13 protein-coding genes and 1 tRNA gene are annotated in these 13,872 nt (G+C 72.4%); 7 read left to right on the top strand and 7 right to left on the bottom strand.

Going from position 1 to position 13,872, the window contains the following annotated elements; all coding sequences use genetic code 11:
* The first annotated feature begins 455 nt into the window (after positions 1–455).
* The gene (locus AB0D46_RS04330) at positions 456–770 is read left to right on the top strand and encodes a helix-turn-helix domain-containing protein (protein WP_362875746.1); all 315 of its coding nucleotides are present in this window, start codon (positions 456–458) and stop codon (positions 768–770) included.
* A 1-nt stretch (position 771) separates the two neighbouring features.
* A complete protein-coding gene (locus AB0D46_RS04325; RefSeq protein WP_362875745.1) occupies positions 772–2,007 on the top strand; it encodes a site-specific integrase in 1,236 nt (411 codons plus the stop codon).
* 99 nt (positions 2,008–2,106) lie between these two features.
* On the opposite strand, the gene AB0D46_RS04320 is transcribed toward AB0D46_RS04325, so the two are convergent.
* A tRNA-Pro gene (locus AB0D46_RS04320) sits at positions 2,107–2,180 on the bottom strand.
* Between the two features lie 137 nt (positions 2,181–2,317).
* Here AB0D46_RS04320 and AB0D46_RS04315 point away from each other — a divergent pair.
* Positions 2,318–2,797 (top strand): DUF309 domain-containing protein, encoded by a 480-nt coding sequence (locus AB0D46_RS04315; RefSeq protein ID WP_362875744.1) that lies wholly within the window; start codon positions 2,318–2,320, stop codon positions 2,795–2,797.
* On the opposite strand, the gene AB0D46_RS04310 is transcribed toward AB0D46_RS04315, so the two are convergent.
* From AB0D46_RS04310 to AB0D46_RS04295, 4 genes are read right to left on the bottom strand one after another with little or no spacing between them, the layout of a single operon-like run.
* Positions 2,774–3,169, bottom strand: a complete 396-nt coding sequence (locus AB0D46_RS04310) for a VOC family protein (protein ID WP_362875743.1) — start codon at positions 3,167–3,169, stop codon at positions 2,774–2,776. The genes AB0D46_RS04315 and AB0D46_RS04310 overlap by 24 nt on opposite strands.
* Positions 3,170–3,174: 5 nt before the next feature.
* Positions 3,175–3,792 (bottom strand): LUD domain-containing protein, encoded by a 618-nt coding sequence (locus AB0D46_RS04305; RefSeq protein ID WP_362875742.1) that lies wholly within the window; start codon positions 3,790–3,792, stop codon positions 3,175–3,177.
* Entirely contained in the window at positions 3,789–5,288 is a 1,500-nt protein-coding gene (locus AB0D46_RS04300; RefSeq protein WP_362875842.1) for a lactate utilization protein B, read from the bottom strand. The genes AB0D46_RS04305 and AB0D46_RS04300 overlap by 4 nt, the downstream gene beginning before the upstream one ends.
* A gap of 56 nt (positions 5,289–5,344) precedes the next feature.
* Entirely contained in the window at positions 5,345–6,100 is a 756-nt protein-coding gene (locus AB0D46_RS04295; protein ID WP_362875741.1) for a (Fe-S)-binding protein, read from the bottom strand.
* 18 nt (positions 6,101–6,118) lie between these two features.
* Here AB0D46_RS04295 and cobF point away from each other — a divergent pair, with 18 nt between their 5' ends.
* The gene (gene cobF / locus AB0D46_RS04290) at positions 6,119–6,871 is read left to right on the top strand and encodes a precorrin-6A synthase (deacetylating) (RefSeq protein WP_362875740.1); all 753 of its coding nucleotides are present in this window, start codon (positions 6,119–6,121) and stop codon (positions 6,869–6,871) included.
* Here the strand turns inward: cobF and AB0D46_RS04285 are convergent.
* Entirely contained in the window at positions 6,858–8,006 is a 1,149-nt protein-coding gene (locus tag AB0D46_RS04285) for an aminotransferase class V-fold PLP-dependent enzyme (RefSeq protein WP_362875739.1), read from the bottom strand. The two genes, cobF and AB0D46_RS04285, sit on opposite strands and share 14 nt — an antisense overlap.
* A gap of 187 nt (positions 8,007–8,193) precedes the next feature.
* The gene (locus AB0D46_RS04280; protein WP_362875738.1) at positions 8,194–9,882 is read right to left on the bottom strand and encodes a glycoside hydrolase family 71 protein; all 1,689 of its coding nucleotides are present in this window, start codon (positions 9,880–9,882) and stop codon (positions 8,194–8,196) included.
* Positions 9,883–10,499: 617 nt separating this feature from the next.
* Here AB0D46_RS04280 and AB0D46_RS04275 point away from each other — a divergent pair.
* The 3 genes from AB0D46_RS04275 (at position 10,500) to AB0D46_RS04265 (ending at position 13,852) form a co-directional block, all read left to right on the top strand.
* Positions 10,500–11,033 carry a hypothetical protein gene (locus AB0D46_RS04275; protein WP_362875737.1) on the top strand — a complete coding sequence of 178 codons (534 nt, stop codon included), beginning with the start codon at positions 10,500–10,502 and terminating at the stop codon, positions 11,031–11,033.
* Between the two features lie 330 nt (positions 11,034–11,363).
* A complete protein-coding gene (locus AB0D46_RS04270; protein WP_362875736.1) occupies positions 11,364–12,782 on the top strand; it encodes a sulfatase in 1,419 nt (472 codons plus the stop codon).
* 149 nt (positions 12,783–12,931) lie between these two features.
* Complete coding sequence (locus AB0D46_RS04265; RefSeq protein WP_362875735.1) at positions 12,932–13,852, top strand: formylglycine-generating enzyme family protein; 921 nt, start codon at positions 12,932–12,934, stop codon at positions 13,850–13,852.
* Positions 13,853–13,872 lie beyond the last annotated feature (20 nt).

Below are 13,872 nucleotides of genomic sequence, written 5' to 3'. Positions count from 1 at the left end.
TTAATTTACCCGCCTGTGCGGCCGATGCACGGCGGAATATAGCTGGAGATCCCCGGTTTCCGAAACCGGGGATCGCGTAGATGATCGAAACTCCACCGCTGCTTTCCCTGCCCCTACTCGAAAGGTACCTGTCGTCCGATGGCACAGCTTCGATCTCGAAATCCCTAGCGCCGCCCTGTTACGGGAGCGCCGCAGCACCCAAGACTCTTTTGAGCAAGCCAACCACCGCGCCACAGCCCAAAGGGGTGCGACGCGCCTCCCACTCGTCCCGGTTAGGCGCAGTGACCACTCAGTGAGGCGCGGAGCCTCGAGAGCAACCGACGCCTCGGATGGGCCCTAGCCGACCGCACCGCCGGAGGAGTTGTTCTCCGTGCGCGAATCCGGTGGCTTTTCGCTGGACTTTTCAACCGTTCCCCCTATGGTCGTCGTCCCACCATTCCTCCGCCCAGGGGAGCGTGACCGACCTGCTTCTTGCACCGACTCGCCCGATCGGCGCTCTGCGCCATAGCAAGGACCTCATGTCACCCCAGGAATCCGCGAAGAGCGGACGAAACGTTTCCCCCGCTCTGGTCACCGGCCAATGGCTCACGACCGATGAGCTCGCGCGCATCTTGAACGTCGATCCCTCCACGCTCCGTCGCTGGCGCACGTCCCGACCCCTACAAGGGCCGCCGTTCGTCCCTGTGTCCGATCGCGTCACCCTCTACAGCGCGATTGACGTCGAGCACTGGCTGCGCAGTCGCCGCGTCGACCCTGAACAGGCGGCCTGACATGGTGATAGCGACACCCACCGCCGCTGTCGAAGCCGTTCCGATCGGGGTCCGTCTCACCGCTGATGTTGAGTACCGGCCCAATCGCCCTTCGCCCTACCGAGCACGCGTGCGCTGGTGGGACCCCGAGACCAAGTCTCGCAAGTCCATCTCTGAGGCCAAGGACACCGAGGATGAAGCCCAGGAGTGGATCTCTGCCCTGGTCGAGGCCGCCCAGGCCGGCATCAACCCATCGCTTGCCACCATGCCGCTGGCCGACTACGGCACCGCGAACATGGACCTCGCGCTTCGAGGGCTGGAACTCAAGACGCTCGATCCCTATATGGCCGGTTGGCGCCTGCGCGTAGTGCCCTCCCTCGGGCACCTGCCGGTTCGGATGATCACCAACGGTGCCGTGGACCGCACCGTCTACCGGTGGATCGCAGACGAGCTCAGCCGCTCCACCGTGAAGAACACCATCGCCGTCCTCGTGCGTGTCATGGAACAGGCCGTTCGCGATGGGCTCATCAAGGTCAACCCTGCCCGGGTCAGCGGCTGGCAGCGCCAGTACCAGCAGGTCGAGGACGAGCTGAACGACCCACGTGCGCTCGCTCTGCCCGACTGGGAGACCCTCCAGGCCCTCGCCAAAGCCCTGGTCGCTCGCTCATACGGCCAATACCAGGGCTGGGGCGACGTCGTCACCTTCGCCGCATCCACAGCAGCCCGCATCGGCGAGGTCTCCGGAGTCCGCGTCAAGGACATTGACACCGACAACTGGATCTGGACCGTACGACGGCAGACCACCCCCGCCCAAGGCGGGCTCGTCGACAAGGCCACCAAGGGAAAGCGCGCCCGCAAGGTACCCCTAATCGAGGAAGTACGGCCGATGGTTGCCCAGCGACTGCTGGTCGTCGGCAATGACCCCGATGCCCGGATCTTCTTCGGACCGCGTGGCGGTCGCATCTCCACCGCGGTCCTGCGTGACGCCACTCACTGGGACGACGTCGTCACGGAACTCGGCTTCGAACACCTACGACGGCACGACCTGCGCCACACCGGATTGACCTGGTTTGCCGACGCAGGCGTCCCCCTGCATGTCCTCCGCAAGATCGCCGGACACGGCTCGCTGACCACCACTCAGCGGTACCTGCACCCCGACGCCGGCCAGATCACCGCAGCTGGTGCCGCGCTGTCTGCGCACCTCATGGTGCTCCGTGCACCTCGTTCGCTGCCAGTCACGGCCGTCACCGCAATCTGACCCGCACTGACCGCCCTGGTCCCCAACTGGTCCCCAAAAACGATCAAGGGGCCGTTTTGGATTGCTCCAAAACGGCCCCTGACCTGCGACTCTTTCGAGTCGGGACGACAGGATTTGAACCTGCGACCCCTTGACCCCCAGTCAAGTGCGCTACCAAGCTGCGCCACGTCCCGTTGTTTCCACTGCGACTTCCAGTTTCCACTGTGCCTTCCACCTGGGGTTTTCCCCTGTGCGGCGGGCACATGCAGAACATTACCCCACGCTGAGGGGTGTGCGCGCACGGGTAATCGGCGAGGGAGAGGATGGCCGGGTGAACGCAAGGGACCGGGATGGCGAGGGGCGCGCGCGCAGTGCGCGGCCGAGGGACGGGCTGGGGCGGCCGCTGCCCTACGGAGCGGCCGGGGTGGAGCGGCAACCGGAGGGGGTGGTGCGCTCCCCCGCGGCGACGGTGGCCGAGGCGCAGCGGCTGTTGGACGCCGGAATGCCGTTCCACGCGCACGAGGTGTTCGAGGACGCCTGGAAGTCGGGTCCCGCCGACGCGGCCCCGTTGTGGCGGGCGATGGCGCAGTTGGCGGTGGGACTGACGCACGCGGCCCGGGGCAACGCGCTCGGCGGGGCCAGGTTGCTGCGGCGGGGAGCGGCGTCCCTCGACGGGGTGACGCAGGAGTACGGGTTGGACCTGCCGGGGCTGGTCCGGTGGGCCGGGGAGCTGGCCCACCGGGTGGACGGCGGGGCCGTCGTGGACGCGGCGCGGGAGGCGCCGCGGCTACGCGGCGGCGGGCTGGAGTAGGTCCCAGCGGTTGCCGTAGAGGTCCTCGAAGACCGCGACGGAGCCGTACGCCTCGTGCCGCGGCTCCTCCAGGAAGTGGACGCCCTCCGCGGTCATCCGGACGTGGTCGCGCGCGAAGTCGTCGGTGTACAGGAAGAAGCCGACACGGCCGCCGGTCTGGTCCCCGACGCGGGAACGCTGCGCGTCGTCCTTGGCGCGGGCCAGCAGGAGCGCGCTCTCCTCGGCGCCCGGCGGACGGACGACGACCCAGCGGGAGCCGTCGGGGCGCGCCGTGTCCTCGACCAGGTCGAAGCCGAGGGCTCGGGTGTAGAAGTCGATGGCCTCGTCGTAGTCGTGGACCACGAGGGCGGTGAGGGCGATGTGCGAGGGCATGGGCCCTATTGTGCGCCGAGGAGGACGACGTCCAGGGTGCGGGGGCCGTGCACGCCCTCCACCCGATCGAGTTCGATGTCGCTGGTGGCGGAGGGGCCGGAGATCCAGGTCAGCGGTCGGGTGGGGTCGAGGAGTTCGAGGGCTCGGGGGACGGAGTCCACGACCTGGTCGGGGACGCGGACCACGCAGACGTGGTGGTCGGGGATCAGGCTGATGCGGCGCCGGCCCTGGTCGGGGCCGCCGTCGAGGACGATCGTGCCGGTCTCGGCGATGGCCAGGGCGCAGCCGGTGACGACGGCGTCGACGCGGTCCAGTTCCCGGGGCGTGGACCCGGCGCGGTCGGCGATCGGCTCCGGCCCGACGGGGAGCCAGTGCGGGGGCAGGGCCGGTGGTACGAGGACCGTACGGGCTCCGGCGAGGAGCCGGGTCAGCAGCGGCGGCAGGCCGGCCGCGTCGGCGCGGTGGACCGTCGCCCGGTACTCGGTGAGGTTCGCGGCGAGCAGGTCGGCGGATTCGGCGGGAGTGCGGATCCCGTGGGTACGCAGGTAGTCCCGGGGGACGGTGGGGTCGGGGCCGGAGGCGGCCCGGCGGATGCGGGCGAGGATGCGGTCCTTGCTGCTCATGGCTTCGGGGCCTCCCGTTCGCGGGTCCACCAGTCGCGGAAGGACTCCGCGGGGACGTCGGGCAGTTCGCGGGTGTCGGTCCAGGCGCGGCCGGGTCCGGGGAGCCGGCGCGGGCGCAGCCGGCGGGCCCGGGACAGCAGCCGCTCCCCCGCGCGCAGGGCGCCGGGCCGGTCGAGGAGGAGGCGGGCGGCGCGCATCGCGGCCCGTTCGGTGGTGTGGCCGCGGACGGGGCGGATGCGTACCCGCACGCCGTCCCGGGTGACGGGGCCGCCCTGGACGACGCGTTCGCGGAGGTGGAGGAGGACCTCGGGGATGTCGATGGCGACGGGGCAGACCTCGTAGCAGGCACCGCACAGGGTGGAGGCGTACGGCAGGCTGGCGTCGATGTCGCTGCCGGTGCCCCGCAGTTGGGGGCTGAGGATGGCGCCGATCGGGCCGGGGTATACGGAGCCGTAGGCGTGGCCGCCGGCGCGTTCGTAGACCGGGCAGACGTTGAGGCAGGCGGAGCAGCGGATGCAGCGCAGGGCCTGGCGGCCGGTTTCGTCGGCGAGGGTGTCGGTGCGGCCGTTGTCGAGGAGGACGAGGTGGAAGGTGGAGGGGCCGTCGCCGTCGGCTCCTTTCGAGGGCCCCGTGCCGGTCCACATGGTGGTGTACGGGTTCATGCGTTCGGCGGTGGAGGAACGCGGCAGGGTCTGGAGGAAGATCTCCAGGTCACGGAAGGTGGGGACGACCTTCTCGATGCCGACGACCGAGATGAGGGTGTCGGGGAGGGTGAGGCACATGCGGCCGTTGCCCTCCGATTCGAGGACGACCATCGTCCCGGTCTCGGCGACCATGAAGTTGGCCCCGGAGACCGCCACCTTGGCGCGCAGGAACTTCTCGCGCAGGTGCAGGCGGGCGGCTTCGGCGAGTTCGCGCGGGTCGTCGCCGAGGTCCTGCGGTGCCGGGCGTCCCCAACGGCCCATCTCGGTGCGGAAGATGTCGCGGATCTCGCCCCGGTTGCGGTGGATGGCGGGGACCAGGATGTGGGAGGGCCGGTCGTGGCCGAGCTGGACGATGAGTTCGGCGAGGTCCGTCTCGTAGGCGGCGATCCCGGCGGCTTCCAGCGCTTCGTTGAGGCCGATCTCCTGGGTGGCCATCGACTTGACCTTGACGACCTCGCGTTCGCCGGTGGCGAGGACGAGGTCGGTCACGATCCGGTTCGCCTCGTCGGCGTCGACCGCCCAGTGGACGGTGCCGCCGGCGGCGGTGACGGCGGCCTCCAGTTGCAGCAGGTACTGGTCGAGCCGGCGCAGGGTGTGGTCCTTGACGGCCTTCCCGGCGGCGCGCAGCCGGTCCCAATCGGGCAGTTCGGCGACGGCGCGGGCGCGTTTGTCGCGGATGGTGTGGGTGGCGTGCCGGAGGTTGCCGCGCAGCACCTCGTCCCGTACGGCCTCGCGGGCGGCCGTGGGGAAGGCGGGGAAGGGGGCGGGGGCGGGGGCTGGGAAGGCGGGCATGCCGAGGTGGGTGACCGGGGGGCGGGAGGTGGCGGGGCCGGTGGCGGCGGGGCGGGTCATCGCGGCGGTTCCTCCTCGGTCGAGGCCAGGATCTCAGCCAGGTGCAGGGCGCGCAGCGGGGCTCCGGCGCGGCGCAGGGTGCCGTCGAGGTGGGCGAGGCAGGAGTTGTCGGCGCCGCACAGCACCTCGGCCCCGGTGGCGCGGGCGTTGCGGATCTTGTCGGCGCCCATGGCGGCGGAGACGTCCGCGTTCTTGACGGCGAAGGTGCCGCCGAAGCCGCAGCATTCCTCGGCTCCGGGCAGTTCGACGAGTTGCAGGCCCTTGACGGCGGCCAGCAGCCGGCGGGGGCGCTCGCCCAGGCCGAGGGTCCGCAGCCCGTGACAGGAGGGGTGATAGGTGACCTTGTGCGGGAAGTGGGCGCCGACGTCGATGACGCCGAGGACGTCCACCAGGAACTCGGTGAGTTCGTACACGTGCGGTACGAGGCCGGCGGCGAGTTCGGCCAACGCGCTCCCCCGGCCCTCCTGGGCCGCTTTGCGGCCGATGCGCGGGTAGTGCTCGCGGATCATCGCGGCGCAGGAACCGGAGGGGGTGACCACGTACTCGTAGCCTGCGAAGGCCTCGGCGGTGCGGCGCAGGAGCGGTTCGCTCTCCCGCCGGTAGCCGGTGTTGTACTGCGGTTGCCCGCAGCAGCTCTGGGCCGCGGGGAAGTCCACCTCGACGCCGAGACGCTCCAGGAGACGGACGACGGCGATGCCGGTCCGGGGGTACAGGGCGTCGTTGACGCAGGTGACGAACAGAGCGGCACGCATGACGGGCAGAATAGCCCGGTGAAGAAGTTCTCAGTGATCGGCATCGGCGCGGGCGACCCGGACCACCTGACCCTCCAGGCGGTCCGGGCGATCGGCGCGGCGGACGCGTTCCTCATCCTGGAGAAGGGGGAGGAGAAGTCGGACCTGACGGGGCTGCGGCGCGCGATGCTCGACGCGCACGCCCGTCCGGGGCACCGGCTCGTCGAGGGTCGCGACCCGGACCGCGACCGGACCCCCTCCGACTACACCCCGACCGTGGACGGCTGGCGCAGCGCGCGGGCCGCGATCTTCGAGCGGTTCATCGCCGAGGATCTGGCGGAGGGCGAGACGGGGGCCTTCCTCGTGTGGGGCGACCCCTCGCTCTACGACTCCACCCTCGCGATCCTCGACGAGGTGCTGGAGCACGGCCGGGTGGCGTTCGAGCACGAGGTGGTGCCCGGCATCAGCAGCGTGTCGGCGCTGCTGGCCCGGCACCGGACGAACCTGAACCGGGTCGGGCGCCCGGTGCAGATCACCACGGGCCGGCGGCTCGCGGAGGGCTGGCCGCAGGACGTGGACGACGTGGTGGTGATGCTGGACGCCCGGCACGCGTTCACCGCCCACCTCGACCAGGACCTGTTCATCTACTGGGGTGCCTACGTGGGCACCCCGGACGAGATCCTGGTCTCGGGGAAGCTGGCCGACGTGGCCGGGCGGATCGAGGAGCTGCGGACCGAGGCCCGTGCCCGCAAGGGCTGGATCATGGACACCTACCTGCTCAGGCGCCCCTGAGGTAGCCGGGCAGGGCCCGGGCGAGGCGCTCGTACTCCTCGGCGCGGTTGTAGATCTGGCCGCAGACGCGCAGCCCCCCGCCGCCCGGGCGGGGCCAGACCAGGACCCGCGTACGGAGCTTCGCGGCGAGTTCCTCGCGCATCGCCCGGGCGTCGTCCTGGGTCTCGGCGGTGCCGGGGGGCAGCAGCAGCGAGCGCAGCGGCAGGCCCTCGGTCCACGGGAGCGGGGTGAGCCCGGGGACCTCGGCGAGGAGCGCGGCCCCGTAGCCGGCCAGGGCGTGGTTGTGGGCCCGGACGCGGGCCGCGCCGAGGCGTTCCAGCAGGTCGAGGCCCTCGGGGGCGGCGAGCCAGCCGGTGTAGTCGGCGGTGGCCCGGTACTCGACGGACAGCGGGAAGCCCCGGTGGTCCTCCCATGACGGGGTGAGGGAGCGTACCCGGGCCCGGTGGGCCGGGGCGACGGCGAGAATCGCGCTGCCCGAGGGCGCGTACCCCCACTTGTGCAGGTTCCCGAACCAGAAGTCGGCGCCGGCGGCGATCGGCCGGGCCAGCATGCCCGGGGTGTGTGCGCCGTCGACGACGGTGGTGACGCCGCGGGCGGCGAGGTCGGCGAGCAGCCGGGGGCCGGCGATCAGGCGGGCGGTGGGCGAGCTGACGTGGTCGAGCAGGGCGACCTTCGTACGGGGCGTCAGGGCGGCCAGTACGGTCTCGCGGACGGCGTCCTCGTCGGGCAGGAACGGGTCCAGGGTCACGGTGGTGACGGGGGCCCGGCGGGCGGCGGCCGCGACGACGGTGCCGTAGCCGTGGTCGGTGACCAGGATCTCGTCGCCGTCGGCGAGCGGGATCGCGTCGAGGGCGAGGTTGGCGCCCTCGGTGGCGTTGGAGATGAAGGCGATGCCGGCCGGGTCCGCCCCCAGGTGCACGGCGATCCGGGCCCGGGCCGCGTCCAGCCGGTCGGGGACGGAGGCGAAGAACGCGTCGGGGTCGGCGTGCGCCTCGGCGCGCAGGGCCTGCTGGGCGTCCAGGACGGGGATCGGGACCGCGCCGTACGAGCCGTGGTTGAGGTGGGCGACGGCGGGGTCCAGCCGGAAGAGGGCCGGACCGTCGGGGAAGGCGGGCGGGGCGGACGGCTCGGTCACGGTTACCTCCGGTCGGGTGCGGCGCGCGAGGCGTGCGCGGCATCCGGATCATGCAGGGCATCCGCCCGCCGGCGAAAGGCCAATACCGGCAAGGTGGCCTGCGCCGCCCCCGGCCGGGGGTGGTTGTCCCGGGCGGGGTGGGGGTGTGGGCGGGGGGCGGGCCGCCCGGCCGCACTCCCCGGCTACGTCACCGGCCGCTGGTCGCCGCGTAGTACTGGAGGTCCTGGACGTCCACCTTGTGCTCGACCGGGTAGGGCAGATCGACCTCCGTCACGGCCCGGCCGCCGCGGGTGACCTCCGCCGAGCTGATGCCCGGCTTCAGCGGCAGCAGCTCCGCGTGGACGCCGGCCGGGGCCTGGTGCTCGTCGCGGACGGAGCCGACGCTGGTGCGGACCGTCGCCGGCTCCTTGAGGAAGCTGAGCACCTCCACCGTGTCCCGGGGGGTGGCGCTGCCCTTGCGCAGGTTCATCACGAGGGACTGGTCACCGGTCGGGTCGGCGGAGGCGAACTGGATGCGGGAGGTCATGTACAGGGTGTCGCGGACCACGTGGGGCCAACTGCCCGTCTTGAACCGGGTCAGGTAGTAGGAGGTCAGGTCCAGGTAGGTGTGGCCGTTGTGCAGGGACGGGGCGAACTGGCTGCCCTCGGAGTAGTCGTTCCAGGTGGTGAGCTGCACCCAGTCGGCGCCGTCGTCGATGGCGCGGGTCCAGGTGGAGCGCAGGGTCGCCGTGTTGCCGGCCTCGTCGTAGATGCCCTGGTTGGGGCGGGCGTCCTGCACCGACACGGGCTGCATCCAGATCTTGCCCAAGCCGTGGGCCCGGTCGACGTCCCGGGTGGAGCTCTCCTGGCCGACGTACGAGCGACTGCCCCACTCGGAGAAGCCGTAGCTGATCGGGGCGAACTCGCCGTTGTGCGCGCCGAAGTCGAGGAAGAGCGGGACGAAGGCGGTCCGGATGCCGTGCTTGGTGCGGAGGGTGTCGATGACCCGGGTCCACCAACCCACGTCCTTGGCCTCCGCCTTGAACGGGGAGACGACGAGCCGGCCGTCGCCGAGGCGGTGCGCGGCGGGGGATTTGCCGAGGGCGGCGACGGCGTCGGCGAGCACAGCGGGGTCGTCGGTCTTCAGCGAGGTCATGTCCGGCATCAGCATGATCTTGAAGGCGGGGTCCACCGAACGGGCTGCCTCCATCAGGAGGTTGGACCGCTCCCAGTTCTTTCCGCTGAGGGAGAGCATGTCGAGGGTGAACCCGTCGATGCCGGCGTCCCGGGCGGTGCGCACCTCCTGCCGGAGGTTCACCAGCTCCCAGTTGCCGTCCTTGGGTTGGACGGGGAGCGGGCGGTCGCGCAACAGGCCGCCGTAGCGCTCGTGCTTGCCGCTCTCGCCGTCCGGGTTCAGGTAGTTGCGGGTGTAGTAGTCGACGTCGGCGCTCGCGTTGTCCAGGGAGAGCGGGTACGGGGTGAAGTAGTGGGCGAACACCAGCTTGCGGCCGGCGGCTCCGGTGCGCAGGGCGGCGGGCTGCGGCAGGTCGAAGGGGAGGGCGCCGGGGGGGCGCGCCGCTCCGGCGCCGGCCTGTCCCGCGGCGCTGCCGGGCGGTGTGCTCGCCCCGGCGCTGCCGTCGCCGCCGGCGCCGTCGTCCAGGGGCGCGCTCGGTTCGGGCTCGGGCGCGGCGGAGGTCCCGGGGGCGGCCGGGCCGCCGGGGCCGGTGGACCGGGGCACGTTGATGTCGGGCGCCGCATTGCGCTCGGTGGCGCCCGCCGCGAAGGGGTCCCAGGCGATGCCGGTGGCGGCGCAGACACCGACCAGGAAGAAGGCGGACAGCAGGAGGGCCAGCAGGGCCTTGAGGCCCCGCCGACCGTGGCGCCGTCGGTGTCCCAAGGGTCTCGCCCGCCCGTCCGTGCGCCGGTCCGCTCGCCGGTCCGCTCTCATGGTGGGCCCCTCCCTGGAATATGCCCCGCCGAGGGGGCTGCACAGCAGTAGAGCCGATTCCCGTCGTCCGGACAACCGTTCCCCACGAGCCCGGGCCCGGTACGTACGTCACCGGGACCACAGGAACTACGCCGACCGCTTTGCCGTGGCTCATGCCCGCCCGGCCAGGGTGGCCTTGGCGCGCCGGAGCGGTGGCGTGTGCGCGGGGGCACGCGCACGCATCCGCAACGCTTTGCAGCCCGGTCGCCCGGCCGACCGGGCGGCGGTCCCGCGCGTGGTCGGCCGGGTGGTCCGGACCTTCCGGACGCACTGTCCGCACGGCGTCGGTAGGGCCGCCGGCGCGCGTCTACGGACCCTCCACCATCCGGCCGACCGGCGGCACGTACGGCGGGACGGAGGGCGGCGCGGCGATCGGGGTGGCCGGGGCCGGAGGGCGGGGCCCCGACCCCCACCTCGGGGGGGAGTCGTCCGCACGGCCCCCGCAGACCTCGGCACGCCCGCACACACCTTCGACGGAATGCGCAATTCCCCTGGTGATGCAAGGGAATTGGCGCATAATCGTCGACATGCGGCTCGAAGCATCCCTGTTGCCGCGCCTGGTCACGCATGCAATGGGGGGCATCGTGCCGATGGGGGAATCCAGGGCGTCCGGCGCGGCCGGACCAGCCGGAACACTGCTGACCACGTCCGCCGAGCTGTCCGTCCTGCTCACCGCCGTGCGACGGGGCCGGGTCCTCACCGTCACTGGCCGGTTCCGCGAACCGCGGAGCCTGCTGGTCCGGGACATCGCCCGCAGGCTCGCCTCGAACTTCTGTGACGGATCCGCCGTCATCGCCGTCCGCCGCGACGGGAGCGTCCGCGAACTGGTGGACGCCCTGGGCTGCCTGCCCGGCATGCCCTTCCTCCCCTGCGGCACGGCGAACGCCGCCTCGTGGCTCGCGGAGCGCGACATGCTCCTCGTCCTGGACGACTGCGACCGACTGGCCCCGCGGACGCTGGAGTGGCTGCGGGCCCTCCTCATCGTCGCGCCCGGGCTGCGCGTACTGGCCGCCGGACGCAGCCCGCTCGCCGTCGGCCAGGGCCGGGTGCACCGGCTCTGACGGGCCGGCCACGTTCAGCCGGGCGGCCTGCCCGCCGGCTGTGTCGGGGGCGTGCGGTGGAGGCGTCGTATCCGGCGCCCGGCCGACCCTCGGCGCGTCCGCGCCACACGCGCGGTACACCCGTGTCACACGCGCGGTACACCCGTGTCACACGAGCGGTACACCCGTGCCACGCGGCCGCCACAGCACTGCCACGGCACTGACATGCCGGGTCCATTGAGTGCGGCGACTTCGGCTCCTAGGGTCTGACCTGCGGGTTTCGGGGGCGGCTGCGGCCTGCCCCGAGCCCGGTACGTACGTCACCCTGCCCCGCACGTACAGGAGACCCTCGTGAGCGAGCACCCCAGCACGCCCCGCGCCGGCGCGGTCGCACGGCGCGGCTTCATCGCCGGCGCGGCTGCCGTCGCCGCCTCGGCAGCGGCCCCGATCGGCCTCGCGCAGGCCGCCCCGGTCGCTTCCGGGACGTCCGCCGCCCGGCCGAACATCCTGCTGATCGTCACCGACGACCATCCCAAGCACACCGAGTGGGCGCTCCCGAACACCATCGCCTGGCTCGGCGGGCAGGGCGTCACCTTCACCCACGGCCACTCGGCGACCCCGCTGTGCGCGCCGTCGCGCTCGTCCGTGTTCTCCGGCAAGCACGCCCACCACCACGGCGTCCGCAACAACGCGGCCTCGCACGGTCTGGACCAGTCCACCACCGTGCAGCGCCACCTGAAACAGGCGGGATACCGCACGGGATTGTTCGGCAAATACCTCAACTCCTGGGCGCTGGCGGACAACCCGCCGCACTTCGAGGAGTGGGCCCTGCTGCAGCCCGGCTACAACGACGCGCGCTGGAACGTCGACGGCGCCGTGCGACAGATCGACGGCTACACCACCAACATCGTCCGCGACAAGACCCTCGACTTCATCGACAAGGCCGCCACCGACAACCGCCCGTGGTTCGCGTACGTGACCCCCTACGCCTCCCACGCGCCGAACGTCCCGGCGCCCAAGTACGCGCAGACGCCGGTACCCACGTGGAACGGTCGCCCCTCCGTCCCGGAGGCGGACCGCTCCGACAAACCGCCGTACATCCGCGACGCCACCGGCACCCTCGACGACGCGAGGGAGCTGCGCACGCGCCAGCTGCGCAGCCTGCTGTCCGTGGACGACGCCGTGCGGGCGATCCGTGACCGGCTGGCGGCGACCGGGCAGTTGGCGAACACGCTCGTCATCTTCACCGGGGACAACGGCTACACCTGGGCCGATCACGGCTGGCTGAAGAAGTCCGTGCCCTACTCCCCCGCCCACGAGGTGCCGTTCTACCTGTCGTGGCCGGCCGGGGGCCTGGACTCCGGGACCACCGACGGCCGGATCGTCGCCAACATCGACATCGCGCCGACGATCCTGGACGCCGCGGGGATCGCGCGGCCGGCCGACCAGGACGGCCAGTCCCTGCTCGGTACCGCCTCCCGCGACCACCTGCTGGTCCAGTGGTGGAAGCAGGGCGCTGGCGGGACCGGGCCCAAGACCTGGGCGTCGTACGTGGCGAAGGACAAGCAGTACACCGAGTACTACGACCTGCACACCGACTCCACCGGCGCGGTGTCCGGCACCGGCCAGGTCACCTTCCGCGAGTACTACGACCTGGCCGCCGACCCCCACCAGCTGCGGAACCTGCTCCACCAGGCCACCCCGCAGCAGGAACAGGCCCTCGGGATACCAGCGTTGGCGGCCCGGCTGGCCGCCGACCGCGCGAGCTGAGGGCGGGCCGGGCGTCACCGGTGTCCGGACGCCGGTGACGCCGGTGACGCCGGTGACGCCGGTGACGCCGGTGACGCCGGTGACGCCGGTGCGAGCGCCGCCCGGCCCCCGCTGATTCCCGTACGCCCCACCCAGGAGAGACCGGACCCATGCCGCCGAAGCCCTGCTGCACCCCCGCCCGGGAAGCCGCCGTCACCGTCCCGGCGCCGGTACCGCCCCCGCCCCGGCCGCGCGCGGATCCGGTGGCCGGACGGGCCGCGCGCGGTCTCCTCGACCTCCGGGGCGGCCGCTTCCTGATGGGGACCGAGGACCCGGACGGGTTCCCGGCGGACGGCGAGGGGCCCGTCCGGGAGGCGGTGGTCGGGGCGTTCCGCATCGCCCCGACCACCGTCACCAACGCGCAGTTCGCCGCGTTCGTGCAGGCCACCGGGCACGTCACCGAGGCCGAGTCGTTCGGCTTCAGCTTCGTCTTCGCGGGCTTCCTCGCCGCCGAACTCGCCTCGGCGTCCCCGGCGGTGGCGGGAACCCCCTGGTGGCGAGCGGTGGCCGGGGCCGACTGGCGCCGCCCGGAAGGGCCCGGCACGTCGTTCGCCGCGCGGCAGGACCACCCCGTGACCCACGTGTCCTGGAACGACGCGCAGGCGTACTGCGCCTGGTCCGGTACCCGGCTGCCCACCGAGACCGAGTGGGAGTACGCGGCACGCGGCGGTCTGGAGCGGCGGCGCTATCCGTGGGGCGACGAACTCCGCCCGGACGGCCGGTACATGTGCAACATCTGGAACGGCGACTTCCCCCGACACAACACCCGGGCGGACGGCTGGGCGGGCACCGCGCCGGCCAAGTCCTTCCGGCCCAACGGCTACGGGCTCTACAACACGGTCGGCAACGTGTGGGAGTGGTGCGCCGACCGGTTCGCCCCGGCCGGCCCCGAGCGGTCGATGCGCGGCGGTTCCCACATGTGCCACGACTCGTACTGCAACCGCTACCGCGTCGCGGCCCGCACCCGCAACACCCCCGACAGTTCCTCGGGCAACATCGGCTTCCGGGTGGCGGCCGCCCCGACGGCCTAAGCCGCAGGTAGGGGGTGCCT

It is taken from the genome of Streptomyces sp. NPDC048383, assembly GCF_040651775.1.
Taxonomy (GTDB): domain Bacteria; phylum Actinomycetota; class Actinomycetes; order Streptomycetales; family Streptomycetaceae; genus Streptomyces.
Note: the sequence above shows the minus strand (reverse complement) of the source record. Positions and strands in the feature narration are given on the sequence as shown.